The 25,611-nt window shown below is 73.2% G+C and carries 19 protein-coding genes and 2 pseudogenes; 7 read left to right on the top strand and 14 right to left on the bottom strand.

The genetic code is table 11. From position 1 onward, the window contains the following. Positions 1-1,749 (bottom strand): annotated as a pseudogene (locus K4G64_RS26755) (hypothetical protein); the annotation flags it as partial. Between the two features lie 670 nt (positions 1,750-2,419). On the opposite strand from K4G64_RS26755, the gene K4G64_RS40500 reads away from it, so the two are divergent. The 3 genes from K4G64_RS40500 (at position 2,420) to K4G64_RS26740 (ending at position 4,992) form a co-directional block, all read left to right on the top strand. Then, positions 2,420-2,896 carry a hypothetical protein gene (locus tag K4G64_RS40500; RefSeq protein ID WP_260461021.1) on the top strand — a complete coding sequence of 159 codons (477 nt, stop codon included), beginning with the start codon at positions 2,420-2,422 and terminating at the stop codon, positions 2,894-2,896. 79 nt (positions 2,897-2,975) lie between these two features. Continuing rightward, a complete protein-coding gene (locus tag K4G64_RS26745; protein ID WP_308122500.1) occupies positions 2,976-3,452 on the top strand; it encodes a beta-eliminating lyase-related protein in 477 nt (158 codons plus the stop codon). Positions 3,453-3,804: 352 nt separating this feature from the next. Then, complete coding sequence (locus K4G64_RS26740; protein WP_221758549.1) at positions 3,805-4,992, top strand: type III polyketide synthase; 1,188 nt, start codon at positions 3,805-3,807, stop codon at positions 4,990-4,992. Positions 4,993-5,089: 97 nt separating this feature from the next. Here K4G64_RS26740 and K4G64_RS26735 read toward each other — a convergent pair whose 3' ends face one another. The 3 genes and pseudogenes from K4G64_RS26735 to K4G64_RS26725 all read right to left on the bottom strand — a co-directional run. Beyond that, positions 5,090-7,249, bottom strand: coding sequence for a SpoIIE family protein phosphatase (locus K4G64_RS26735; protein WP_221758548.1), 2,160 nt, complete (start codon positions 7,247-7,249; stop codon positions 5,090-5,092). A gap of 157 nt (positions 7,250-7,406) precedes the next feature. Beyond that, a complete protein-coding gene (locus tag K4G64_RS26730; protein WP_221758547.1) occupies positions 7,407-9,482 on the bottom strand; it encodes a SpoIIE family protein phosphatase in 2,076 nt (691 codons plus the stop codon). A 266-nt stretch (positions 9,483-9,748) separates the two neighbouring features. Then, a pseudogene (locus tag K4G64_RS26725) lies at positions 9,749-10,228 on the bottom strand (MFS transporter); the annotation flags it as partial. A 290-nt stretch (positions 10,229-10,518) separates the two neighbouring features. On the opposite strand from K4G64_RS26725, the gene K4G64_RS26720 reads away from it, so the two are divergent. The 3 genes from K4G64_RS26720 to K4G64_RS26710 all read left to right on the top strand — a co-directional run bounded on the left by K4G64_RS26720 (position 10,519) and on the right by K4G64_RS26710 (position 12,964). Further along, positions 10,519-11,262, top strand: coding sequence for a YoaK family protein (locus tag K4G64_RS26720; protein WP_221758546.1), 744 nt, complete (start codon positions 10,519-10,521; stop codon positions 11,260-11,262). 225 nt (positions 11,263-11,487) lie between these two features. Then, a complete protein-coding gene (locus tag K4G64_RS26715; RefSeq protein WP_221758545.1) occupies positions 11,488-12,387 on the top strand; it encodes a hypothetical protein in 900 nt (299 codons plus the stop codon). Positions 12,388-12,430: 43 nt separating this feature from the next. Then, the gene (locus K4G64_RS26710) at positions 12,431-12,964 is read left to right on the top strand and encodes a GNAT family N-acetyltransferase (protein ID WP_221758544.1); all 534 of its coding nucleotides are present in this window, start codon (positions 12,431-12,433) and stop codon (positions 12,962-12,964) included. Here K4G64_RS26710 and K4G64_RS26705 read toward each other — a convergent pair. Next, positions 12,945-13,553, bottom strand: coding sequence for a TetR/AcrR family transcriptional regulator (locus K4G64_RS26705; RefSeq protein WP_221758551.1), 609 nt, complete (start codon positions 13,551-13,553; stop codon positions 12,945-12,947). The two genes, K4G64_RS26710 and K4G64_RS26705, sit on opposite strands and share 20 nt — an antisense overlap. Before the next feature lie 192 nt (positions 13,554-13,745). On the opposite strand from K4G64_RS26705, the gene K4G64_RS26700 reads away from it, so the two are divergent. Then, positions 13,746-14,657 carry an NAD(P)-dependent oxidoreductase gene (locus K4G64_RS26700; protein ID WP_221758543.1) on the top strand — a complete coding sequence of 304 codons (912 nt, stop codon included), beginning with the start codon at positions 13,746-13,748 and terminating at the stop codon, positions 14,655-14,657. An 80-nt stretch (positions 14,658-14,737) separates the two neighbouring features. Here K4G64_RS26700 and K4G64_RS26695 read toward each other — a convergent pair whose 3' ends face one another. The 9 genes from K4G64_RS26695 to K4G64_RS26655 all read right to left on the bottom strand — a co-directional run bounded on the left by K4G64_RS26695 (position 14,738) and on the right by K4G64_RS26655 (position 25,231). Then, positions 14,738-15,115: a VOC family protein gene (locus K4G64_RS26695; RefSeq protein ID WP_221758542.1), complete on the bottom strand. Its 378-nt coding sequence runs from the start codon at positions 15,113-15,115 to the stop codon at positions 14,738-14,740. A 22-nt stretch (positions 15,116-15,137) separates the two neighbouring features. Beyond that, on the bottom strand, positions 15,138-16,418 hold the full coding sequence (locus tag K4G64_RS26690) for an ABC transporter substrate-binding protein (RefSeq protein ID WP_221758541.1): 1,281 nt from the start codon (positions 16,416-16,418) through the stop codon (positions 15,138-15,140). After that, positions 16,415-17,521, bottom strand: a complete 1,107-nt coding sequence (locus K4G64_RS26685; protein WP_308122499.1) for a branched-chain amino acid ABC transporter permease — start codon at positions 17,519-17,521, stop codon at positions 16,415-16,417. The genes K4G64_RS26690 and K4G64_RS26685 overlap by 4 nt, the downstream gene beginning before the upstream one ends. Before the next feature lie 28 nt (positions 17,522-17,549). Continuing rightward, positions 17,550-18,446, bottom strand: a complete 897-nt coding sequence (locus K4G64_RS26680; protein ID WP_221758539.1) for a branched-chain amino acid ABC transporter permease — start codon at positions 18,444-18,446, stop codon at positions 17,550-17,552. Next, positions 18,443-19,243, bottom strand: coding sequence for an ABC transporter ATP-binding protein (locus tag K4G64_RS26675; protein WP_221758538.1), 801 nt, complete (start codon positions 19,241-19,243; stop codon positions 18,443-18,445). The genes K4G64_RS26680 and K4G64_RS26675 overlap by 4 nt, the downstream gene beginning before the upstream one ends. After that, complete coding sequence (locus K4G64_RS26670) at positions 19,240-20,103, bottom strand: ABC transporter ATP-binding protein (protein WP_221758537.1); 864 nt, start codon at positions 20,101-20,103, stop codon at positions 19,240-19,242. The genes K4G64_RS26675 and K4G64_RS26670 overlap by 4 nt, the downstream gene beginning before the upstream one ends. Before the next feature lie 338 nt (positions 20,104-20,441). Continuing rightward, entirely contained in the window at positions 20,442-21,710 is a 1,269-nt protein-coding gene (locus K4G64_RS26665; protein ID WP_221758536.1) for a CdaR family transcriptional regulator, read from the bottom strand. A gap of 192 nt (positions 21,711-21,902) precedes the next feature. Beyond that, a complete protein-coding gene (locus tag K4G64_RS26660; protein WP_221758535.1) occupies positions 21,903-24,071 on the bottom strand; it encodes a helix-turn-helix transcriptional regulator in 2,169 nt (722 codons plus the stop codon). 239 nt (positions 24,072-24,310) lie between these two features. Next, positions 24,311-25,231 (bottom strand): alpha/beta hydrolase, encoded by a 921-nt coding sequence (locus K4G64_RS26655; protein ID WP_221758534.1) that lies wholly within the window; start codon positions 25,229-25,231, stop codon positions 24,311-24,313. Positions 25,232-25,611 lie beyond the last annotated feature (380 nt).

Genomic DNA, 25,611 nt, shown 5'->3' with positions numbered 1-25,611 from the left:
GTGCTGGGGGGGGAGGCAGTCCGGTTCCTGGCGGGGCCGGGCGACACGCGGCTCCATGGAGCTTCCGGCGGGCCCGCTCCCGCCGCCCCGCCTGAGGCGCCGTCCTACGCTGTCGGAGTGTGGGAACCACCCGTCCGGGTGCGTGTAGCCCGCACCCGTGGCGCCCCCTCCTCCGGCACCGGTCCCGGGGCGTCCTCGGCGGAGGCGCCCCGGGACCAGGCCGCCGCGTACTCCTCGGCTCCCAGGGACGCGCGCCCCCGTCGCTCGGCGGCGAGGTGCGCCTCGTGGAACGGGCGCAGGCCGATCAGCGCCACCCCCGTGTCCCGGCGCATGCGGTGGGCGGCGCCGAGGAGCCACGCCGCGCGGGTGCCGTCGCCGGTGGCCGCCACCGCCCACGCCAGTGTCTCCAGGCCCCAGACCGGACCCCAGCTGTCCCCGATCGCCCGCTGCCGCGCCAGGGCCCGCTGCAGGGGCACCAGGGCTCGCTGCGCTTCGCCGTGTCGCAACTCCACGAGTCCCGAGCACCACTGGGCCCAGGTGCGGGCCCATTCGGCTCCGCTCGCCTCGGCCTCGGCGACGTACACGTCCCGAGCCGAGGAGGCCGAGGCGGGGGTACCGAGGAACGCCTCTGCCATCGCCCACAGCATCGTCGCCATGTGCCGCGTCGCCGTCCTGCCCCGCGGCACGGAACCGGCTTCGCGCCTCGGCCAGCAACGCGCGGCTGGCCGGGTCGCCGCGGACCAGCATGGCGTGCGCTCCCTCGATGTACGTCACCGGCGCCGTCGAGGGGCCGTCGGGCAGTTCCCGGGCCACGGCACGGCATTCGGCCAGGAACGTCTCGGCCGCGGGGTTGTCTCCCTGGCAGAGCGCGATCCACGCCTTCATCGCCAGCGCGCCGGCGGTCGGCGCCGGTGCTCTCGTGGTCGCTGACGTCGAGGGATCCCCCGTGGCGAGCAGCCGTTCCAGCCAGTGCCGGCCCTCCCCCAGCGTGCTGCTGAAGAACCAGCACCGCGTGCGGGCCAGGTTGACCGCGATCTCCAGTCCGTCACCCGCCAGGTCGGGTCGGCTCGCGCAGTAGTCGAGGGCGGTGCGGAGGTTGGGCAGGTCGGTGCGCAGCCGGACCAGCCAGTCGACTTCACGCGGCCCGCACCATGCCTGGCCGGCTCGTACGGCGGTCATCCGGTAGAACGCGCTGTGCCGCACCCGCAACCGTGTCGTGCCGCCTTCCTCCTGGAGCCGCTGCCGACCGTACTGGCGGATGGTCTCCAGCAGGCTGTACCTGGCCCGCTCACCGGAGCTGTTGACCGCCACGATCGACTTGTCGACCAGCCCGGCCAGCAGGTCGAGCACGTCCTCCCGGGGCACTCCCTCGCCCGCACAGACCGTTTCCGCCGCTTCCAGGTCGAAGCCGCCCGAGAACACGGACAGCCGGTTCCAGAGCAGCCGTTCGCCTTCGGTGCACAGGTCGTAGCTCCAGTCGACGATGCCGCGAAGGGTGTGGTGACCGCGGGCGGACGTGCGCGGCCTCGGCATGGACAGCAGGCGGAACCGGTCGTCGAGGCGCTCCAGGATCTCCTCGGCCGTCATCGCGCTCAGACGTACCGAGGCCAGTTCGATGGCGAGGGGGATGCCGTCCAGCCGCAGGCACAGCTGGGCCACCGCCTGGCGGTTGCGGGCGGTGAGCCGGAAGGCGGGGGCGGAGCCGGCGGCACGGTCCAGGAGGAGTCGTACGGCTTCGAAGGCGTTCACGGCACTCGGTCCTGGAGTCCACACATGGCTTTGAGCAACCCCCGACACCCCCGAAACCCCGGACAGCCGCACTCCACCTCCGGTCGGACGTCGCCCCCGGCGCCTCGCACCTCGGTGACCCTGGGCGAGCATCCGAGAGGGCAGGCGCGCCGCATGTGCGGCGCGGCAGGGTTCGCGGCCCGCGGCGACGGCTCCGGTCGCGCACTGTCCGAGCTGCTCGACCTGCTCGGTCCCGCGGCCCACCGCCCCCTCGGGGCCGGCCCGCCCTCACGCTCGTTCGTCTGCGACGACCACTCCCCCGCGGAGTTCTCGCTCGCCTTCTCGGCCGGGAGTCCGGTGTCCCTGCGCCTCCTGGTCGAACCCGGTTGCTCGGCAAGCACGCTCGAGGAGAACGGCCGCCTCCGCCGGCGGGCCCTGGAGGCACTGGCCGCACGCCGGGACTTCTCGACCGAACCGGTGCGCCGGGTCGAGGACTTGTTCTTCCCGTCCGCTATGCACGGCTTGTTCGCACTGTGGTGCGCGATGGAACTGCGGCAGGACCGGCCTGCGGGCCTCAAGGTGTACGTCAATCCGCAGGGCCCACGGGCGAGAGCGGTCCGCGCAGGTCACGCAGGAGGCACTGAACCGGTTCGGATTCGGCGGGGCCTGGCCCGCCCTCCGGGAACGGGCCATGCCCCGCGGCCCGGACAAGGACGAGCTCCTGTTCTTCGCACTCGATCTGGGCAGCTGGCACACGCCACGGGTGACGGTCTACGTCGCCCACCACGACATCACCGTCGCGCAGGCGCACACGGTGTCGCGCCTGCTGCCCGGGGAACCGGCGGAGCGGGTCGGCGAGTTCTGCCGCGTGGTCGCGGGCGATCCCGGACGCTTCGTCCACCGGCCGCTGGTGTCCTGCCTGTCCTACACCGAGCGGCACCGGGCGCTCCCGACCGGCTACACCGTGCACGTACCGGTCCGCGACTACGCACCGGACGACGAGGTCGCCCGGGACCGGGCCACGGCCGTACTGCGGCGCCACGGCATGGATCCCGGTGTCCTCGACTCCGCGTGGGCGGCGATGACGTCCCGTCGTCCGCGCGACGGGGTGGGACTGATTGATCGTACGTGTCCCTCGTGCAGGGCACCTGGCAACCGCCCCGGGTGAACGTCTACTTCTCGCCGGAGGCCTACACGGTCCGCCCTCCGCGCGCCACGAACCGTGTTCAGGAAGGGTGGGCGACGTAGTGGAGCCCTACAGGATCAAGGTCGTCGAGCCGATTCCGGTGACGACGCGAGCCCAGCGCGAACAGGCCCTGCGACGCGTGCACTTCAACCTGTTCGGGCTGCGGGCCGACGAGGTCACGATCGACCTCCTCACGGACTCCGGCACGGGTGCCCTGTCGGCAGCGCAGTGGGCCGCGGGCATGGCCGGTGACGAGTCCTACGCCGGATCACGGTCCTTCTACCACTTCAGGGACGTGGTCCGTGACCTGACCTCCTACCCCTGCGTCCTGCCCCTCCACCAGGGCCGGGCAGCGGAACGCATCCTCTTCTCCGCCCTGCTCACGCCGGGGCGGATCACGCTCAGCAACACCCACTTCGACACCACGCGCGCCAACGTCGAGCTGACCGGGACGAGAACGGTGCCCCGGTCACCGCGGCACCCTACGAGCTGGTCCGGCTCGCGCTTCCCCGCAGGACGTACGGCCTCGGGCACCTGAACTACATCGGCGAGGTCCTCGCGGCCACGCTCAAGGACAAGGAGCGGATCCCCGGCTACCGCCTGGTCGAACAGCCGCCGCTCCTGCGCCACTTCCGCTGCAAGCTGGAGCCGGTATGGGACTGAAAAACGGTGGTGCGTCTCCCGATGTGGCGGTGTGTGCCGTGTCACACCCCCAAAAGTCCGCCTAAGTTGTCTGCATCACAGCGGAAATGTCCATTTGGCGTCCATGCTCGAACCGGACGTCGGCCCCCGAAGTGGGGCCCAACGGCATTCTCTTGGGCACGAAGTTCAAAGTGACCCATGACACAGCCCTCGTGACATTCTCCCCGCCCCTCGGAAGGTGCTCCACCATGGCCGCATACCTCTGCCCGCCTGCCGTGATACACGGCGAGCATGCCGTGAAGACCAGCCAGATAGTGGCGGAGGTGAGCGGCCGGCACCCGAACGCGGCGTGGGCGCCGCGGATCGACGGCATCGCGGCCAGTACCGGCATACAGACCCGCGGATGGATGCTGCCCCTGGAGACCGCCGTCGCGCCAGGCAAGGGCAACGTCCTGCGCGCGGTCGGCGTCGAGCCGGCCCAAGAGGCCCTGGCCCGGGACGGGTTCACCCGGCAGGACGTGGACCGCGTGGTCGCAGCCCTGGAGACCGTACCCGCGGCCCAGACCGTCCAGGAACGCACCGCACCGGCCTGGGAAGCCGTGCAGGCCTACGGGGAGCGCGCGGCGCGCGGGGCCCTGCAGATCGCCGGGCTGGACCCGGCGGACGTCGACTGCCTGATCACCAGTCACTCCACCACCCCGGCACTGCCGGGTCTGGACATGTCCCTGGCCAACAGGCTGTCGCTCCGCAGCGACGCGACGCTGTTGCCGGCCACGCAGTGGGCCTGCATCGCGGGGACCCGCTCCCTGGCGCTGGCGGCCGACCTCGTGGCCGCCGACCCCGACCGGGTCGTCCTCGTCGTCATCTCGGAGGCCCTGAGCACCACCTACCAGCCCGCGGACGACACCCTCGAGTCCCTGATCGTCCGGTTGCTGTTCGCGGACACCGCCGTCGCCGCGGTGGTCACGGGCCGCCCGAAGCCCGAGTCGGTGCTGCGGCTGGACGCCGCGTGGCACCACACCCTGCCCGGCACCCAGGACCTGCACCGCCTGGAGACCCGTGAGGACGGCACCCACTTCGTGATGGACCGGCGTGGGCCGCGCGCCGTACAGGATACGGTCACCGCGATGTGGGAGTGGCTGCGCACCCGGTACCAGGACGACCCCGACGCCTGGCACCCCGACGTACTGCTCGCGCACCCCGGGGGGACCCGCGTGCTGGAGTACATGGAGCAGACGATGCCCGACACGTGGCCCTCGGGGCTGCTGGACTACAGCCGGGACAGCTACACCAGCGGCAACCGCGGAGGCGCGGCCGTGTTCGACATCCTGCGGCGGGCGCACGACGCCGGGCAGCAGAAGGCCGGCAGCCGCGCCGTGCTGTACGCGGCCGCTCCGGGACTCACCGCCACCGCCCTGGAGGGGCAGTGGCTGTAGTGCGCCGGAGGGCGCCGTCCGCACCCTGGGCCGACGAGCACGCCGCTCAGGCCGCCGCACTCCCCCGGGCCGGCCGCGTCCCGGGCGTGTAGCCGCGCTACTTCGCGACTTCCGCCCAGACGACCTTCCCGGTGTCGGTCCACCGCACCCCCCACCGGGTGGTGAGCCGGTGCACGATGCTCAGGCCACGACCGCCGTTGTCGAGCAGATCGCCCCGCCGCAGACGTGGTCTGCCGTTGCCGCTGTCGCCCACCTCGCACAGCAGGCCGTGGCCGGCCCTGATCAGCCGCACCGTGACGGGCCCTTCGGCGAAGCGCACCGCGTTCGTGACGAGCTCGCTGACCAGCAGCAGCGTGTTGTCCCGGGTGACGTCCCTGGTGCCCCATCGCCCCAGCAGCGCGGCGACGTGCTCGCGGGCCCGGGCGGGGGCGTCGCTGCGGGCGGGCAGCCGCCAGGTCGCCGTGTCCTCCTTGCGGTAGCCGATCATCCGCGCGAGCAGCAGGGTCACGTCGTCACGCTGCGGCGCGGGCGCCAGCGTGGAAACGATCTGTCGTGCGGTCTGCTGCAGGGAGTCCCAGGGGTGCACCGTGGAGACCATGTCCGACAGTCTGTCGATCCCCTCGTCGATCGACAGGGCGCGGTCCTCCACCAGGCCGTCGGTGTAGAGCGCGAGCATGGAGCCCGGCGGCACGCCGACGGTGTACACGTCGAACGGCTCCCGCAGCGCGAACTCCGCTCCCAGGCCGGGGTGAGGGCGGATCGAGAGCGGTCCCGCGCGCCCGTCCGGGGAGATCAGGATCGGCGGGAGGTGCCCGGCGCTGGACAGGGTCACATGGTGGCCGACCGGGTCGTAGAGGGCGATGCAGCACGTCGAACCGAGGGCGCTGTAGCCGGCCGCCAGCCCGGACTCCGCGTCGTCCAGCACCGTCACCGTCTCGTCCAGGTGCTCCAGCACCTGGTCGGGCGCGAGCCCCGCGGACAGCAGCGCCCGCGCCTCCATGCTCAGCTGGCCCATGGTGGCCGCGGCTCCCAGGCCGTGCCCGACGACGTCGCCGACGACCAGTGCGGTACGGCCGTCGGGCAGCGGGAAGCTGTTCACCCAGTCGCCGCCGACGCCCGCGCTGTCGGGGGTGGCGGGCTGGTAGACGCTGGCGATGTCGATGGTGTCGCCGCCGCTCCGGGGCAGGAGCCGGCGCTGCAACGCCAGCACCTGGGTGTGCTCACGCTGGTGCTGACGGGCCAGGTCGACGTGGTGCGCGGTCCGGGCCACCAGCTCTTGCAGGTCGAACAGCTCACCGTCGCGGAAGGGGCTGTCCGCCCGTCGCCAGACCTCCGCCACGCCCAGCACGACGGGCGGTGCGCCGTCCAGGACCAGGGGTATGCACGCCAGCCCTGCCGACCGGTCGCCGGGCACCAGGGCACGCACCGCGCGTGGGCTGTCGAAGACGCGCTCGAGGGCCTCCCGGTCGGGTATGACGATGGTCTGCGGGGCGTCGTCCCGCAGCACCGCCTGCGCCAGCAGCCGACTCGCGTCCCCGGGAAGATCGTCGCCAGGAGTCATGTACCCCTCGGGCCACACCCGGTCCGGCACCAGGGCCGCCCGCCGCAGATGGATGCGCCCCTGCGTCTCTCCGGTGACTCCCTCGCCCGTCCACACGGCGAAGTCGAGGTCGACGGCTGCCACGTCACCCCAGGCCAGCAGGGACTCCGCCAGTGACTGCGCGGTCTCGCCGATGTCCAGCGAGGTGCCGATCGCGGTCTCGGCGGCGTAGAGGTGGAGCCTCCTGGCCATGGCGATCACGGAGACGGTCAGGCCCCCCTCGGGTGCCGCGGCGGGCAGGATGCTCATGGAGACCACCAGCTCCGACCCGTCGCCCCGGCGCAGCCGCTGGATCCGGGCGACGTGCGCCTCACCGCTCTCGATGACCTGCCGCAGCCGCCGGGTGACCGTCGGCACGTCACCGGGGGGCAGGAGATCGACGAACGGCTTCCCGGCGCCCGCGTCCAGACCCGCGAACACAGGCGCTTCAAGGTTGCAGCGGGTGATGGTCAGGTCCGTGTCCAGGTTGAGCGCGCCGAGGATCTGCTCCTGACGGCCGGCTGCCGGCTTCTCGGGCGGCTGCCGGCGGGTGCGGTCGCCCTGCGCTTCGGCAGTGCCGGCGGACGCCGCCGCTCCGCCACGCGGGATATAGCGCCCCAGAGCGCGGCTGACCAGGTCGAACGCCGAGGAGGACGAGGGCGAGGGTGTGGAGTCCATGCGGCTCTCTCAGCAATCCCGAGCGCGGGTGCCGGGGTTGTTCTCGGACCCGTGCGGTGGGGCCCCGAGTCCCTGACCGCACACCTCATTGAATAACACCGGGGGTCGCTTCGCACACACCCGCGAGCTCCCGGGCTCCCACGGATCCGGGATCCGCTCAGGTCGCGGTCAGGGGCTGCGCATGTGCGATGAGCAACGCGACATCGTCATGGTCGGCGGGATGACGAAGCTCCCGGAGCAGCCGGTCGCAGGTCTCCTCCGCGGACGGGTGCGGTGGGGCCAGCAGGCGCAGCAGCTGGTCCAGGCGCTTGTCGATGGGGTCGTCGCGGGTCTCTACCAGACCGTCGGTGTAGAGGACCAGTTGATCGCCGGGGTTCATCTCGACGGATGAGGTCTCGAAGGCGCCGCTGCCGACGCCCAGCGGGGTGCCGGTGGGCAGGTCGAGCAGTTCGGGTGGCCTGCCGGCCCGCACCAGGACCGGGGGCAGGTGGCCGGCGCAGGAGAGGTGCAGGCGGCAGCCGTGCGGGTCGTAGACCGCGTACACGCACGTGGCGATGTAGGGGTCCAGGCCCTGCGTGATCTTGTCGAGGTGGGTGAGGATCCGGCTCGGCGCGAGATCGAGGTCGGCGAGGGTGGAGGTGGCGGTGCGCAACCGGCCCATGGTCGTGGCGGCCGGGATGCCGCTGCCCATGACGTCGCCCACCGCCAGGGCGGTGCGGTCACCGCTGAGGGGGATGATGTCGTACCAGTCGCCGCCCACCTCGCTGAAGGCCTGCGCGGGCCGGTACCGGGCAGCGATCTGCAGGCCGGGGCGGCGGGGCGACGGCCGGGGCAGCAGGCTGCGTTGAAGGGTCTCGGCGGCCTTGCGGATGTGCTGGTGCAGGACGGCGTTGTCGATGCTCAGCGCGGCGGCCGAGGCCAGCTCGCAGGCGAGGGTGAGGTCGTCCTCGTCGAAGGGCTGCGGGTTGCGGGCGCGGGCCAGGCCCATCACGCCGATGATCTCTCCGCGGGCGATGAGGGGGACGGCCATGTCGGTGTGGACCCCGGCTTCGGCGAGCAGGCCGGCGGCGGCGTCGTCGGCCGCGATACGGCTGAGATCGCCGATCTCCAGGTGGGTGATCAGCTGGGGCTTGCGGGTGCGCAGGCAGTCGGCCGCCGGGTGGTCGGCGTGGTAGGTCGTGAGGTGGCCGGGCGCGATGATCGCCTCGGAGGCAGCGGTGGGGTAGGCGGTCTTCACCGCCAGGGCGCGGAACAGTGCCGGGCCGTCGCCGCGGTCCGGGCGGCCCTTCCGCAGGACGGAGTCCAGGATGTCCACCGCGATCATGTCGGCCAGGTCGGGCACCAGGACGTCCGCGAGTTCCTGGGCGGTCCGCTCCACTTCGAGGGTGGTCCCGATGCGGGCCGAACCGTCGGCCATGAGGCGCAGGCGCTGCTGGGCCCGTTCGGCCTGCCGGGCCGACTCGTAACGGTCGGTGACGTCCACGGCCACGTTGGCGATGCCCAGCACCTGTCCGCCCTGGTCTTCGAGCCGGTAGAGCGACACGGCCCAGGCGTGGTCGTTGTCCGGGTCGGCTCGGGTACGTCCCACCACCTGCTCGTCGACCAGGGGCCGGCCGGTCTCCAAGACCTCCCGCATCTGGTTCTCCGCGGTCGTGAAGGGCGCGCCGGGCAGGATCTCCCGGTAGTGGCGTCCCATGTGGTCGGCCTCCGGGACGCCGTGCATCGCGGCCAGGGCCCCGTTGACGGCCACGTACCGCAACTCGGTGTCCAGGACGGACAGGCCGATCGGCGCCTGGGTGACCAGCTGACTGGACAGGGCCACCTTGCGCTCCACCTGCCGCACGGTCGCCCGGTCGGTGGCGAGCCCGAGCGCATAGTGGTCACCGAGGCTGTCGGTCAGCCGCATGTTGCGGAACTCGACCGTCCGGGTGCTGCCGTCCTTGCGCCGCACGGGGAACGGTCCCGCCCAGCCTCGGCCGGTCTGCACCACCTCGGCGAACAGTGCGAGCCCCGCCTCCCGATGCTCGGGATGGAGCAGCAGGGCGGCCGCGTACTGCCCGACCGCTTCGTCGAAGGTGTAGCCGAACAGTTCCTCGGCCTGGGGGCTCCACATGTCGATCCGGCCGTCGGCCTCCACCAGCACCGCGGCGACGCCGAGGAGGTCCATCAGCCCGCTCGGGCCGGATGCCGCCTCCTCCGGATCACCCTCCGGAGGCTGATTCGCTCGGCTCATCGCATTCGCCCCTTAGGCCTGTCGACCTCACCGCCGTACCTGCACGCGGGGGCAACCGCACACGGCGGTCTCCTCGCAGGTCGGCAACCCGTTCCCGATGCGGTACGCGGCCTGCGTTCGACCAGGGGACGCGCCGGGAGAGCGCCGCGCCCTCGGCCGAACCTCGCGTCCACGGGGCGACCTGCGCGGGATCCGCGCCGTACGCCGGCCCGCTGGGTCGGTCCTCACCCTTCCAGCCTTTCACGTCCCGATCGCGGCCGGGGAGATCAGGTTTCCCGGGCGGGGCCGGGGGATCCTGTCCGACCGGCCGCCGGTGGCGTGTCGTGGAGGGCCGGAAGGTCCCGTCCGAGGCGCGTGAGCGGGGAGGGCCATCACCACGGGGGACAGCAGCATGCCCGCGGCCGTCACCAGCAGGCCGGTGCGCAGCCTCCACTCCCCCGCGAGGAATCCACCGGCAAGGGAGCCGAGCGGGGTCAGGCCCATCCCGGCGAACGTGATCGTCGCCGCCGCGCGGCCCTGCAGCCCGTCCGGAGTCACGGCCTGCCGTACGGCCATGACCGTGACGTTCACCAGCCGGCCGCCGAACCCGAACACGAAGCCGACCGCGAGGAGGCGGGAACCGTCACCGCGGAGGCGCCGTGCAGCGCGGGCACGCACAGGAACACGCCGTCGCCGAGCGCGGCCGCGCCCACGAGGACCGTGCCGCACCCGAACCGGCTCGGCAGGCGGGCCGCCGGCAGCGAGCCGGCTCGCTGTGCGGCGACATCAAGGGCAGCACGCGATGACAGGCCGGTCACGGCCGACGACGTCAAGGCGCGCTCGGGACACCGACCATGTGATCGCTCCTCGTGGTGACTCGCTGTGCCCGAACTCCAGGCGCCGACGGGCCGGCACGGAAGGCGGCCCCGACCGCCCCAGTGCCCCGGAGCAGGGCGCCCCAGCCTGCCCGCACCTCCGGTAGCCCGCCCGTAGCCATCGGCCGCGTGTCCCGGTCACGGTCCTGTGGCGGGTCCTCGGCGCTGCTCACACTGGCCGCATGTCCGATGCGTCCCCGGTCCTCGCGACCGATGCCCGGCGGGTGGCCGTCATGACCGTGCTGACCGTGCTGGCCGGTGCCGTCGACGCCGTGAGCTTTCTGACCATGGGGAAGGTGTTCTGCGCGCTGGCGACCGGCAACGTGCTCTTCCTGTCGTTCGGGCTCGCCGGGGAGGGCGACATTCCGGTGGCGCGACCCGCCATCGCGATCGGCGCGTTCATGGCCGGGGCGGCCAGCGCGGGTGTCGTACTGGCGTGGCTCGCCGGGCGCGGACGGCCGTGGTTTCCGGTCGGGCTCGTCTGCGAGGCCGTGCTGCTGGTGTGCGCCGGCGCGCTGGCCCTGGCGAGACACGGCACCGGGGCCATCCCCGCCCAGGACGACCGCGGGGTCGTCGCGCTCGTGGCGCTGGCCATGGGAGTGCGTGCCTCCACCGTCCTGCGCGTCCATGTGCCGGGCATGCCGACGCTGTTGAGCCAGACGGCCATCGCCGAGCTCATCAACGACGTGCTGCGACGTCCCCGGGCGGCGCTGCGCGGCATGACGGCGAAGCAGCGGCTGGCCAGGACCCGGTGGACGGCCACCGTGGGCGGCATCTTCAGCGGCGGTGTGCTGGGCACGCTGCTGCTGGTGCCGCTGGGCACCGGCCGGGCGCTCCTCGTGATCGCCGCGGTGGTGCTGCTCCTCGCGGCGGTGGGCGTGGTCGCACCGCCTCGGTCGCAGGAGCCCGTTCCGGGCGGCCCGTAGGCGCAGCCGAGCGGCAGGTGCCGTGCGCCGCGGCGGGGACTGCCCCCGGGGCTGCCCCCGCGGACCTCCCGGCGGCGGGCGCCGGTCGGGTAGGAGGGGAGGGCCCTCGTCGAACGAAGGGGGAGACGCGCATGCGTGCCCAGGCACAGAACCGCTCGAACGCCAACCGCATCGGCGAACGCCCCACGCCCCGGCCTGTGACTGCCAGAGACCTTCCAGACCTTCGTGAAGACGTTCCTCCCTCCCGGCATCAGCGACGACGTGCCGGACGCCGATCGGCACCGACAGCGCGTCGAGCGCGGCACCGAGCTGCTGACCAGGATCTTCCTGATCCTCAAGGAGGGGCTCAAGGCCTTCAACCCGGAGGCGGGCATCCACGAGGACTTCAAGGACGACGTCGCCCACGCACTGGCCTACGGCGGTCGCGTCAACGTCCGCATCCCGCAACTGGCTGACGGCCAGCACGGCTACGAGCTGCCCCAGTGGCTCCACATCACCAAGGAGAACCCGAAGGCCTGGGAGCCCCGGTCGGCACCCGCGGCACCGGTGTACCGGCGCGGGTTCGGCACGCACCACATGGAGATCGGCGACAACGGGAAGGACGGGACGCGGGGCGGGTTCGTGGAGAAGGGCGAGATCGGGGCCACCGTGCAGAACTGGCTGGACCCCCACAGCCACCTCTATGGCCTGCCCCTCGCCGTGGGCGGTATGGGGAACAACGACTACCACGGCGACACCATCCTCCCGGACGAGTCGTACGGGCACCTGTTCATGGGCTACAAGCCCCCGACCAGCAAGCGTGACGGCGCACTGCAGGTCGGCATCGAGACCGCCGGGCCGGGAGGCAGGACGCCCGACGGCTACCAGCACGGGGTGACGAGCAGCGAGAAGAACAACAACCCCGTGAGCCACCTCGGCGGCCACAAGGACGACAAGCCCGGCGCCAAGGCTCCCCTCGCCTCGAGCCAGCGCCACGTCGACCTGCGGGAGTTCGGCGACTGGGTGCAGAAACTGAAGCGTCTGGAGAAGGACTGGAAGACCGAGTTCGCCAAGGCCAGGACCCATGAGGAACGCGCGGCCCTGTACCGGGACCTGATCGGCAAGCGCAACGGCCCCGGTGCGTGAGCCGCGGTTCGCACTCTCACCTCGGCGTCGGCAGGATGGGCCCATGACCGAAATTCGCACGCCTCGACTCCTTCTGCGCCGATGGCTGGAGGACGACCTCGTCCCGCTGTCCGAGATCCATGCCGACCCGGCGGTGATGCGCCGTGTCGGCGACGGCGCGACGCGCTCCGAGGACCAGACCGCGCAGGACATCGAGGCGTGGGAGGAGGAGTGGGACGAGGAGGGGTTCGGGATGTTCGCCGTCGAACTCCTGGGCTCCGGTGAGCTGGCGGGCGCCGTCGGTCTGTCCGTGGCCGACGCTCCGGCGGAGATCGCCGGGCAGGTGGCGATCAGCTGGCGGCTCGGGCGGGTGTTCTGGGGTCAGGGGTACGCCTCCGAAGCGGCCCACGCCACCCTGGAGTTCGCGGTGCAGGACCGCGGTCTCGACCGGGTGGTGGCCGTGCGCCGGATCACCGACGCGGCCTCCGCGAACGTCCTCGACAAGCTCGGCATGCAGGCGGAAGGCACCGCGCAGGACCCGGTCCACGGCCACGACCTCGCGGTGTACGGCATCGACCTCACGCAGTACCAGGACTAGCGCCGCTGTCGCCGCCGGCCGGTGAGCCGTCCGGCGTCCGCACCGCCGCGTCGAGGACCGGGCCCAGTTCCCGGGCCACGGTCGTCAGGGCCCGGACGTCCTGCTCGGCACGGGCGAGGAGGATGGCTCCCTCCAGGCTGCTGATCATGAGCGTGGCGAGTGCGCCGGTGCGTTCCTCGGGCACCCCCATCCCGGTCAGGGCCCGGGCGACCGCACCGGTCCAGGTGGCGAAGGCCACGGACGCCGCCTTCCGCGTGGAGGGGACCGACTCCGCGCAGTCCACCGTGGCCGCCGCGACCGGGCAGCCGCCCGCGAAGCCGGCGGCCTCGTACTCGTCGGTCCACTGACGCACCATCGCGGCGAAGAGTCCGCTCGGCGTCGGTTCGGGCAGCGAGGCCAGGAAGCGGCTGACGCGGTCCGCCGCGTATCCGCCCGCCCAGCCCACCGCCTCGTCGACCAACTGTGTCTTGCCGCCGGGGAAGTAGTGCTGGAGCGAGCCGCGAGGGGCCGCGGCGGTCACGGCGACCTCGCGCATGCCGGTGGAGGCGACGCCGTCGCGGCGGATGAGCTGGGCCGCGCTGAAGACCATGCGCTCCCGCGGTCCCCGTTCCGCCTTCGCCACCCTCGGCCTCCTTCGGCTCTCCAGCACATCAGCTCTCTGACACGTCCTTGCCGGCTCCCACTCTATGACCGCCGTCATAATCGCGGCTACTATGACCGCCGTCATAGTCGAGGGCGGCGACGGCTCGGCTGCCGTGCGAGCCGCAGGAGGCGGTGCGTCATGTACGTCGGTTTCATCGGTCTCGGCGTCATGGGTCAGCCCATGGCACTGAACCTCGCCCGCGCCGGGTCCCCGCTCGTGGTCTGGAACCGCTCCCCGGAGCGCTGCGGGCCGCTGCGCGCCGCCGGTGCCGAGGTGGCGGCGAGCGCCGCCGACGTGTTCCACCGTGCCCCCACCGTGTTCCTCATGCTGGCCGACGAGACGTCCGTGGACGCGGTCCTGGGGCGCGGCACCCCGGACTTCACCCCGCGCGTGGCCGGCCGCACCGTCGTTCACATGGGCACGACCTCGGCGGAGTACTCCTGCGGCCTCCAGGAGGACGTCCGGGCCGCGGGCGGGCGCTACGTCGAGGCCCCGGTCTCCGGCAGCCGGGTCCCCGCCGAGCGGGGCGAACTGGTCGGGATGCTGGCGGGCGACGACGACGCCGTGGCGACCGTCCGGCCCCTGCTCGCTCCGCTGTGCCGGGAGGCGTTCGGGTGCGGGGCCGTCCCGGGCGCCCTGCTGCTGAAGTTCTCCGTGAACCTGTTCCTGATCGCCGTGGTCACGGGGCTTGCCGAGGCGTTCCATTTCGCCGAGCGGCACGGGCTCGATCAGCGGCTCCTCAAGGACGTCCTGGACGCCGGCCCCATGGCCAGTGCCGTCTCCCGGGGCAAGGCGCCCAAACTGCTGGAGCGCGACTTCTCGGTCCAGGCGGCCGCCGCGGACGTCCTGAAGAACAACCGCCTGATCGCCGAGGCCGCCCGCAAGGCCGAGCTGGCGTCCCCCCTGCTCGACGTGTGCCACGCCCTCTACGACGAGACCGTCCGACGGGGCCATGGCGGCGAGGACATGGTGGCCGTCCTGCACGCCCTGGAGGCCCGGACCGCCGGCGCCCCCGTGCCGGGGGACCGAAGCGCCGACGCCTCCGCCTAGGCGTTTGTCGCAGCAGCCGGTGGACGCCGCGTTCCGTCTCGCTCAGGCAGCATCCCGAAGATGCGACCAACGGACTTTCCTCAGTGGCGGACCAGGCAGAACGGGTGTCCCGCCGGGTCGGCGTAGATCCGCCAGCTCCGCCCGTCGGCACCGGCGTCCAACACCGTTGCCCCGTGGGCCAGTACCTGCTCCTCGGCCCGGTCCAGGTCCGCGACGCCGAAGTCGAGGTGGAACTGCTGTGGCCGGGACGGGTCCGGCCACAGCGGCGGTTGGTGGTCGGCTGCCCGCTGGAACGCCAGGACGACGCCGGACGGCGTGTGCAGCGTCGCCCAGTCGTCACTCAACGCCCACCGCCGGTCCGGCTGGTTGACGATGCCGCCCAGGATCGACCCGTAGAACGCGGCCAGTTCCACCGGTTCGGGGCAGTCGAGCACCACACACTGCAGGTCAGCGATCACGGGCCGATCCTAGGACCCGCCGTCAGTTCCGCGAATCGAGGTACTCCTTGACGCCCGGCGCGATGTGGGCGTTCTCGACGTTCACCGCTGCCCCCACCGCCTTGGCGTCCGGCTTGTGCACATAGGTCGAGGTGCTCGCGGGCCGTGCCTTGTCGGAGAAGTTCTGTGGCGAGCCGAGGCCGACGTCGACGCTGGACTGGGAGCGGTGGGCCTTGACCACGTCCTCGCGGGCCAGACTGCCGTTCTCGCACGCCTTCTTCAGGTCGGCGCCCATCACCTGAGCGGCGTTGTAGCCGGAGAGCACACCGGAGTCGACGAGGGAGCCCGGGTACTTCTTCTTGTAGGAGGCGACCATCGTACGGACCCCGGCCACGTCGGAGCTGACCGCGGGGATGGCGCTGACCACGTTCAGCATGGCCGCCAGGGCCGGGGCGGCCGGAGTCTTCATCAGCTGCGGGGCGTAGCCGGGGGCGTTGCTGACGACGGGTACCTTCAGGCCTCGGGATGCCGCGACTCCGACCAGTGAGGCCGTCTGGGCCGGTCCGGCGCTGATGAGGATCGCCTTGACGCCCTCCTTGCGCAGCGCCGAGACCTGGGCGGACAGGTCGGTGTCCGTCGCCTTGATCTTCTGGCCCGCGACCTTCAGGCCCGCCTTCTTCGCGGCCCACTTCGAGCCCTCCAGCGCGTTCGCGCCGTAGTCGCCCTCGAAGTAGACGTGGCCGATCGTGTCGCCCTTCGCCACGCCCTTGGTGCGGGTGAGGAAGTCGACCGCGGCGATCATGTCGATGTCGTAGGTGGTGCCGAGGACCTGGACGGAGTCCCGGTCGAGCAGGGAGGCGGCCCAGGCCTGCGGGAAGGTGAGCACCTTGTCCCGTTCGATGTCGTCGAGCAGGGCGGCCATCACGGGCGAGCCGATGACCTGGGGCAGCGCCACGACGTCCGTGGAGATGTCGGCGTAGGCGGTGACGGCCTTCTGGACGTCGTAGCCGTGGTCCTTGACGACGATCTCGATGCGGCGGTCGCAGATGCCGCCGCGGGCGTTGACCTCGTCGGCCCACATCTGCTGGGCCTGCACGATGCTCTTGCCGAGGGTGGCGTAGGGGCCGGTGAGATCCGTCAGGGCGCCGAGCCGGATGGTCTTGCCGGTGACTCCGGGGCCGGTCTTGATGCCGTCGGCGCCGTCGTCGGCGCTCCCGGAGGAGCCGGCCTTGGAGCTGCATCCGGTGCCCGCGAGCAGCAGGGCCGCGAGGGCGGTGGCCAGAAGCGTTCTGGTGCGTGGTGCGGTGTGGTGCGTGGACTTCACGGGGTGGGCTCCTTGGCTCGTACGGCTGACGTGGGCGGCAGGGAAGGCGAGGTGGTGCCGGCGGGTGGCGGTGGGACGGCCCGACGGCCGCGCAGGCGTGCGCGCAGGCGGCGGACCAGGCCGTGCAGGCCGTCGGGGGCGAAGAGGAGGATCAGGACGATCGCCGCTCCGTAGAGGTAGCGGGCGGCCTCGGTGGGGCCGACCGTGCCGTCGGTGGTGCCGGGGGCGGCCACCAGCGGGAGTTGGTCGGCGTAGCGGGTCATCAGCAGCGGCAGGGCGGTGACGAAGACGGCGCCCGCGGTGGCTCCGGCCACCGATCCGAGACCGCCGATGACGATCATGGCGAGGTAGTCGACCGACAGCACCAGGCCGAAGTAGTCGGGCACCACACGGCGGAAGGAGAGGGCGAGCATCACCCCGGCCAGGCCCGCGTACATCGACGAGACGACGAAGGCCGCCGAGCGGTGCCGGGAGACGTTCACGCCCATCACGGCCGCCGCGGTCTCGCTGTCGCGCAGCGCCACCAGAGCGCGCCCGGGGCGGCCGCGGAGCAGTCCGCGAGCCGTGAACCAGGTGACCGCGAACAGACCGATGCCCAGGTACCACAGTCGTTCCTCGGCACCGAACGGCACGCCCAGCAGGGTCAGTTCGGATTCCGCGGAGAAGGAGAAGCCGCCGAGTTCCAGGGGCGGTACCGAGCGGCCGTTGAATCCGCCGGTGACGGAGTCCGCGGTGAGCAGGACGTGGTGCCCGAGGAAGACCAGGGCGAGGGTCGCGACGCCCAGGTAGATGCCGCGCACCCGGCCGGCGACGGGGCTGAAGAGCCCGCCGGCCGCCCCGGCGAGCAGGACCGCGAGTACGGCGGCCAGGGCGGTGGGCAGCCCGGGGCCGGGTTCACCGGCCAGCCACACGTATCCGTAGGCGCCGACGGCGAGGAAGAAGGCGTGGCCGAGGGAGAGTTGGCCGGCGGTGCCGGACAGCAGGCCGAGGCCCACCGCGCCGATGGCCGCCGCCATCGAGAACAGGCCGATGCGCAGCCAGAACGCGTCGAGGTAGAAGGGCAGCGCGCACAGGACGACGACGGCCGCCGAGGTCCAGCCCACGCGGACAGCGCGGGTTCGGGAGAGTCGCTCAGACACGGACCGCCGCCTTTCCTCCGAACAGCCCGGTCGGCCGCACCAGCAGCACCAGGACCATCACCGCGTAGGGTGCGACGTCGCCGAACCCCTCGCCCAGGACGCGCAGATCGGACTGGTAGCCCGCGACGAGCGCCTCGGTCATGCCGATCAGCAGGCTGCCCGCGAGGGCGCCGGGTGGCGAGGCCATCCCGCCGAGAATCGCGGCCGGGAACGCCTTCAGGGCGATCTGCCCCGTCGTGCGCTCCAGCCCGGGCGCCGGGAACGCGGCGAGGAAGACCGCCGCCAGGGCGGCCAGCGCTCCGGCCAGACACCAGGCCAGCATGCGGATCCGCACCAGCCGTACACCCATCAGGGAGGCCGCCTCGACGTCCTCGGCCGCGGCGCGCAGGGACAGGCCCCAGGAGGTGTACCGGAACAGGGCGAAGACCCCGGCGATGACCACGGCGGAGACCACGATCGCGGCGATCCGGCTGTCCGCGACGGTCACCGGCCCCAGCGCGCTGACCGAGTCGCCCCAGGGGTCGCCGAGCGAGAGCAGGTCGCCGCCGATGCGCCGGGACAGGTCGGTGAGGATGAGGATGTCGACGCCGATGGTGACGATGGTCTGCACATGGGCGCCGTGCGGGTCCGGACCCCCGGCCTGGAGCAGGAAGCGGTCCATGACACCGGCCACGGCCGCTGTCACCAGGACGGACACCGCGAGGGCCCCGGCGAAGCCGAGGTCGTCGTGGAGTACGGCGGTGAGGTAGCCGCCGAGCAGGAGCAGGGAGCCGTGGGCGAAGTTCATGACGCCGGAGGCCTTGAAGATGATGACGAAGCCGAGCGCGACGAGGGCGTAGACGGCGCCCAGGGCCAGGCCGTTGAAGAGCGTGTCCAGCAGGGTGGTCATGCCGCGTCCTCCTGTTCGGCGCCGGTGCCGAGGTAGGCGCGCAGCACCTCGGGGTCGCCGCGGACCTCGTCGGGGGTGCCGTGGGCGATGGCGCGTCCGAAGTCGAGGACGGTGACCTCGTCGGCCAGTCGCATCACCAGGCCCATGTCGTGCTCCACCAGTACGACGGACAGGCCGAGTTCGGCGCGTACGGCGTGCACGACCTCGACCGTCCGGGCGCGTTCGGCCGCGTTCATCCCGGCGACCGGCTCGTCCAGCAGCAGCACGCTGGGCTCCAGGCAGAGGGCGCGGGCGAACTCCACGCGTTTGCGGTCGCCGTAGGAGAGCAGGGCGACGGGATTGTCGAAGTGGTGTCCGAGCCCGGTGAGTTCGGCGATCTCGCGGGCCCGGGCGAGGTGTTCGCGCTGTTCGCGCCGTACGTGCGGCAGACGCAGCGCGCTGGCGGCGAATCCGGCCCGGGACAGGGCGTGGCGGCCGAGCATCAGATTGTCGGCGACCGTGCCCTGGGTGGTGACGATGTTCTGGAAGGTGCGGGCCACGCCGAGCGCGGCGATGCGGTGGGGCGCCAGCCGGGTCAGGTCGGCATCACCGAGGCGTACGGTGCCGGTGGCCGGGCGGCACAGGCCCGACAGCACGTTGAAGCAGGTGGACTTGCCCGCTCCGTTGGGTCCGATGAGCGCGTGGACGGAGCCCGGGGCGACGGTGAAGGACACCGCGTCGAGGGCGGTGAGCCCGGCGAAGCGGACGGTCACCTCCGTCACGGCGAGTTCGGGCGGTGCGGTGGTGCGGACGGTCACGCGGCTCCCTGCCCCTCGGTGGTTCCGGCTCTCTGCGCGGTCTCGGCGCCTTCCCGGGCGGCCTCGGCGTCTTCCTCGGTGGATTCGGTGCCTTCCCGGGCGGCCTCGCCCAGATACAGCCGCTTCACGGCGTCCGTGCGGGCGAGTTCTTCGGCGGGCCCGGAGAGGCGCACTTCGCCGACCTCCAGGACGTGGGCGGTGTCGGCGAGGGACAGCGCCATGCCGGCGTTCTGCTCGACGAGCAGCACGGCGGTGCCTTGCGCGTTGATCTCGCGGACGACCTCGGCGATCCGGTACACCATCTGCGGGGCGAGGCCCAGGGAGGGCTCGTCGAGCAGGAGCAGGCGGGGTGCGGCCACGAGGGCCCGGCCGATGGCGAGCATCTGCTGCTCGCCGCCGGAGAGCAGGCCCGCCGCCTGCCGGGTGCGTTCGGCGAGGCGCGGGAAGAGCGTGAAGACCCGCTCCCGGGCCTCGGCAACCTGGTGCGGGCGGCGCCGTCCGAGGCCGAGGCCGCCGGAGCGCAGGTTCTCGTCGACGGTGAGCCCGGCGAAGACCCGCCGTCCCTCGGGGACCTGTACGACCCCGGCGCGCACCGCGGCGACGGGGTCCCGCCCGTCGAGTTCCGTGGCGCCGTAGCGGATACGGCCGGCCGTGATCGCGCCGCGATGCAGTCGCAGGGTGCCCGACACCGCCCGCAGCAGGGTCGTCTTGCCCGCGCCGTTGGCGCCGAGCAGGGCGACGACCGTGCCGTGCGGGACGGTCAAGGACACGGAGCGAAGGGCGGACAGGGCGCGGCCGTAGGTCACGTCGAGGCACTCGACGTGCAGGGCGGGCTCCTCGTCCGGTGGTGCTTCGGGCATCACGGCTCCTCGGGTCCGTGCCGTCGGGCACGGCTGCTTCGGGGGAAGGGCAGCTCACGACAGCACGGGCACGCAGGGGCGGTACAGGTGTTCGGGCCGGGTGGCTGCATGCTCCCAACGGGAGTCGGCGGGGATTGTGCGGCTGCCCAGGGCCGGGGCTCCCGGCCCGGGGCTGACGGGGACGGGTGCGGCCGACCAGGTGCGAGGGTGCGCAACCCGCGCCGGGGTGCGGCTGCGCGCCCGTGGGCAGCCCTGCCCGGGGTGGGGCTGCGCACTCTGCACAGCCGTGCCCGGGGGTGCGGTTGCGCACCCCCGGGCAGGCCCTGCGGAATCTCCGGTCAGGCGCGCGGCAGCCGACGCGCCGTCAGTGCGAGGCTGATCTCCACCACGTCGTGCGGGCGGGCCAGGGAACGGCCGATGAGCTGCTCGCAGCGGCGCAGGCGGTTCAGGACGGTGTTGCGGTGGCAGTACAGCCGTTCACCGGCGCGCTGGGCGGAGCCCTCGCAGGCGAACCAGGCGACCAGGGTGTCGAGCAGTACGTCGCGGTCGGCCGGTTCCAGGCGGAGCAGGGGGCCGAGCACCCGCTCGGTGAGGCTCGCGCCGAGCTCCGGGCAGGAGACGACCAGCGCCTCGGGGAGGTGTTCGGTGAGCCGGACCGTGCCGCCTTCCGGTGGGCAGATGCTCAGCGCCAGGTCGGCCAGGCGCCGGGCGTCGCCGACGGCGGCGAGTCCCGTCACGGCGCTGCCGACGCCGATCCGGCGGCCTGCCGGGTCGTCGGGGGTCAGGTCCAGCGCCGCGAGGGGGTCCCGGTCGGCCTCCCCGTCGCCCTCGTCGTCGACCAGGACGATGCCGTGGTCCACCTCCACTCCCGAGTGGAGGTACGCGCTCCCGCCGGGCGGGAGATCATGCGGCGGGCCGCCGGCGATGGCGACGACGACGTACCGGCCGTGCTCGGGCAGGCTCAGCCGCTCGGCGGTCTCGGGCAAGTCCGCGATCCGGCTCGTGCCGTCCAGGAGGGCGGCGGCCAGCAGCCGCACCCTGTTCTCGCGCCGCCAGGCGAGCTGCCGCTCGGTCTGCCGGTAGGCGTCCGCCACGAGGGTGCAGTGCTCGTCGACGAAGTTCCACACATCGGTGGCCACGTGCACCAGGAGCCGGATGTCCTCCGGCTCCGAGCGGGTGGTCTCCTCGACCAGCCGTTGCCACACCAGGGACCCGCCCAGCCGGAACGCGTGCAGCAGGGCGTCCAGCGGCAGCCCCTGCTCGGCCCGGGCGGCACCGATCCGCCAGGTGCAGCGGTGGGCGGCCTCACGGGTGCCGCGCGGGTCGAGCAGCGAGGTCACGCTGTGCCGCAGCGAGCGGTGCGCCTCCTGCCAGGTGGCGGCATGGTCGTTGTCCAGCACGGTCCGGTAGGCCGGTTCCTGCTCGCGCAGGACCGCCAGCAGCCGGTCGGTCAGGTCCGGCAGGTCGTCCAGCAGGACGCGGGCGGCCCGGTGCAGGACGCGCAGCGCGTCGGCGTCGATCAGCGACCGGATCCGCCGTGACCGCGGCCGCGGAACGGGCGTCGGCCCGGTGCGGAACGTCGTACGTGTGCGTGCGGCAGGATGCATGGCGGTCCTCCCCCGACTTCGGCCTTGCGGCGGCCCCCGACGCCGTCCGGGCGCGGCGGCGTCCGGCGGGTGCGCTGCCCCTACGGTCGTCGTCACCCGTGTAGTGCTGCTTCGCAGGATGACATACCGTCCGGTCGGTCCCCAGGGGTCGTGCGGCTTCTTCTCGATGCGGCCGCCAAGTTTTTCGAGGGCTCAGCGCTGCTCTCGGCGCTGCTCCTGGTCGACCATGCGGGCCAGTTCGATACGGGAGCGGACGCCGAGGGCGGCGAAGACGTTGCGCAGGTGGTAGTCGACCGTGCGGGTGCTGACGGCCAGCCGCTGGGCCACCTCCCGGTTTGTGGCCCCTTCGGCCACGTGGCGTGCGATGCGCAGTTGCTGCGGCGTCAGCCCCGACAGCCCCGCGGCCGGCTCCTTCCCGGACGCGGCTCCGTTGGCGCGCAGTTCGCCCCGGGTCTGGTCGGCCCAGGCTCCGGCGCCGCAGCGGTCGAAGCCGACCAGGGCGGCTCCGAGCCGGCCGCGCGCCTCCCGCAGCCTGCGGCGACGCCGCAGCCACCGGCCGTACAGGAGCTCGGTGCGGGCTCGCTCGAAGTCGCCGCCGGACTCGTCGTGCAGGGCGAGCGCCCGCAGGTAGAGGTCGTCGGCTTCGCGGTCGTCCGCGGCGAGCAGGGCCCGGCAGCGCGCGTACTGGGCCGGCGCGTGCGGATCGGCACCGAAAGAGGCCCACCGGGCGAGGTCGGCGACGACGCCGCGGGCGTCCTCCGGCTGCCCGGCCAGTACCGCGGCCTCCACGAAGCAGGGCACGGCGAGCATCCAGACGGCGAAGTGACCGCGCCGCGGGCCGGGACCGACGAGGGGCCCGAGCCGGTCGGCGGCGTCCAGGGGACGGCCGCGGGCCAGGTCGGCGCGGGCGGTGGCCCACTCCGCCAGGGTCGCGGCCTGGGCCAGGCCGTGGCGACGGGCGGTGGTCAGGGCGGCCGAGGCGTACCGGGCCACCGCGGCGGTGTCGCCCTCGATCGAGGCGGCCAGGGCGAGCATCGCGTGGTGGCTCGCCGCGGTGTTGCGGTGACCGGCCGTGAGCGCCGCGCGCACGCCGTCCTCGGCGTGGGAGCGCGCCTGCGCATGACGGCCGGCGCGCAGTTCGCCGTAGGCCAGGTACTCCAGGGCGCGTGCCTCGAACGCGGCGCACTCGATGGCCCGGGCGGCCGCGAGGGCGCGGGCCCCGGCGGTGCGGGCCGCGTGGACGTCCCCGAGCAGCAGGGCCGCCGCCGCTGCGCGCAGCAGCCGCTCCGGCCGGTCGTCGCGGCGGGCCCGGTCCAGCACGCGCCGCAGCGGCCCGGCGGCGTGCTCCGGCCGCCGCGCCAGCAGGGCACGCATACCGTCGCGGTAGTCCTGGAAGAACAGGTCGCGGACCCATCCGCCTGGTCCGGGGCCGGGGGCGGGCTGTTCCGATTGCGCGGCCCCGTCGGGCGGAAGGGTGAGGTTCGTGACGCCGGGACATGGTGGGGCGATGGGGCCCAGCGCGGCCCCGGGCGACAGTGAAGCGTCAGGGCCCAGCGCGGCACCGTACGACGGCGGACCATCGAGGACCCGCCTGCCGTCGCACGACAACGAGGCTCCCGTGCCTCGCGGCGCACCGGGCGACAGTGAAGCGTCAGGGCCCAGCGCTGCACCGTACGACGGCGGACCATCGAGGACACGCCTGCCGTCGCACGACAACGAGGCTCCCGTGCCGGGTGGAGCACCGGGCGACAGTGAAGCGTCAGGGCCCAGCGCGGCACCCGGCGACAGCGGACCATCGAGGACACGCCGGACGTCGGACGGCAGCGAGGCTCCCGTGCCTCGCGGCGCACCGGGCGACAGTGAAGCGTCAGGGCCCAGCGCGGCACCCGGCGACAACGAGGCTCCCGTGCCGGGTGGCGCACCGGGCACCGGTGGGGCCACCGTGCCGCGCGGCATCGACGCGGCACCGTCCTCGCCGGTTGCCGAAGCGCCGCCCTCGACGGCCGTCGATGCTCCGCCTTCGAGGGCGATGAACGCGACTGCCGCGCGGCCGTCCGCCGGCCCTGCCACGTCCGTGCCGTCGAGGGTGGTCAGGCAGGCCACCACGTCCCCGGCGGCCCAGGCCGCGTCCGCCGCGGCGAGGTGGGCGGCCTCGGCGGTCTCCGGGGCGTCGGCGGCCAGCAGGGACGCGGCCAGCAGCAGGGTCTCGCGCGCGTCGCCGACGGGCCCGTCGAAGAACTGGCGCCTGCCGCGCTCGAGTTCGGCACGGCCACGGTCCTCGGCGGCCGACCGGGCGGCGTCGCGACCGTTCCCGCTCCCTGTGCGGGGGGCCGTGCGCACCGTGCTGCTGTCTCCCGTCATCCCACGGAGGCTACTTGCGCGTAAGGAAGACCGGAAGGCTGACGTCCGCGTGATACGACGCGCAAACCCATGGCTTCACCTGCGCGTTGACCGGGCCCGGCCGGTGGACGGATTGTGCGGCGGCCCAACGGACGGCCGCTCCGGGAGTGCCCGGGCACGCCACCGGCGGCGGACGCCTCGCTCGCGTCCGCCGCCGGTCTCTCGCGCCCCGGCCCCCGTGGCCCGGGGCGCGGGACGGGTCAGGAACCGTGCGGGCAGTTGCCCCGGTACTCCTCGATGGTCAGGCTCGGCCGGGGCAGCGGGCACAGGAACTGCTCGTAGCGGGTGTCGTTGTCGATGAACCGCTTAAGCCAGGAAATGCTGTACTTCGCGATCGTCGTGTTCGACGAGTTGGGCGTGAAGTGGGTCGCCGAGTTCAGCTCCAGATAGCCCCGGTCCAGCGAGGAGGACAGGCTCGAGTAGAACGGTTCGGCGTGGGAGGCGACCGGGGCGATGGTGTCGCCGTCGGCGCCGAAGATCAGGGTCGGGGTGGTGAGCTCGGGCCAGGTCTTGTCGAGGTTCCACGGGGTCAGCGGGATCGCCGCCTGCAGGGACGGACGCGACTTGGCGGCCTCCAGGCTGCCGCCACCGCCCATCGAGTGGCCCATGACGCCGAGGCGGCTCGCGTCGACGCGGGTGCGGACCGAGCTGCGCTCGGTGAGGTAATCGAGGGCGGCGAGCAACTGGCGGCCGCGCGAGTCGGGCTGGTCGAGCGTGGTGAGGGTGTCGATGGTGAACACCACGAAGCCCTGCGAGGCAAGCCGCGGTCCGAGCCAGGCGATGGACGACTCGTAGGCGGTATAGCCGGGCGAGACGGCCACGGCGCCGAAGGTGCCGTCGGCGGTGGACGTCGGGTAGTAGATCGTGCCGCCGCCGAATCCGGTGACGGACAGCGAGGAGACGGACGTCTGCGACACGGCGTACGGACCGCGCGATGCCTCGATGCCGGCGGCGGTGGGGGCCGGGCCGCGCTCGTAGGGGTTGTCCGCGGCGTGGGCCCCCGGGCCGGCCAGGGGGCCCAGGCCGACGGCGAGGGCAAGTGCGGCGGTGGCTCCGGCAAGTCGTCCGGCCCGGCGCCCGCGGGGGCGGGTCGGTGAGTCGGTGTGGGGCTTGAGGTGCACGACGAGTCGTCCTCTCTGTCGTGGCGATGGGCCGTTCCACGGGCACGCGGGACCTGGGGCGTCTGCCGCGTGCCCGCGGTCGGGCACCGCCGTTGGGCTGGCCGTGCCACTGTCGGGGACCTGCCGCCCCATGCGGACCGGCAATGTCACCGGTCTTGCGCCGCCGCCCTCGGGACCGCACGCCGCCCTCGGGACCGCGCACCGTTCGCGGCCGGGCAGCCGGCGCGGCCGTGCTGCGTGTCAGCCGGCGGTACCGGCCACCGCGAGGCCGAAGCCGATCAGCACGACACCGGCGGTGCGCCCGAGAGCCCGGTGGACGCCTGGCCCGTGCAGGACCGGCCCGGTGGAAGGGGCAGCCCCCCCACCGTGCCCCTGCGCCC

The sequence above is a fragment of the Streptomyces sp. WAC04114 genome (genome assembly GCF_019733245.1).
In the GTDB taxonomy this organism is placed as follows: domain Bacteria; phylum Actinomycetota; class Actinomycetes; order Streptomycetales; family Streptomycetaceae; genus Streptomyces; species Streptomyces massasporeus_A.
This window is presented reverse-complemented; position numbering and strand designations above follow the sequence as displayed.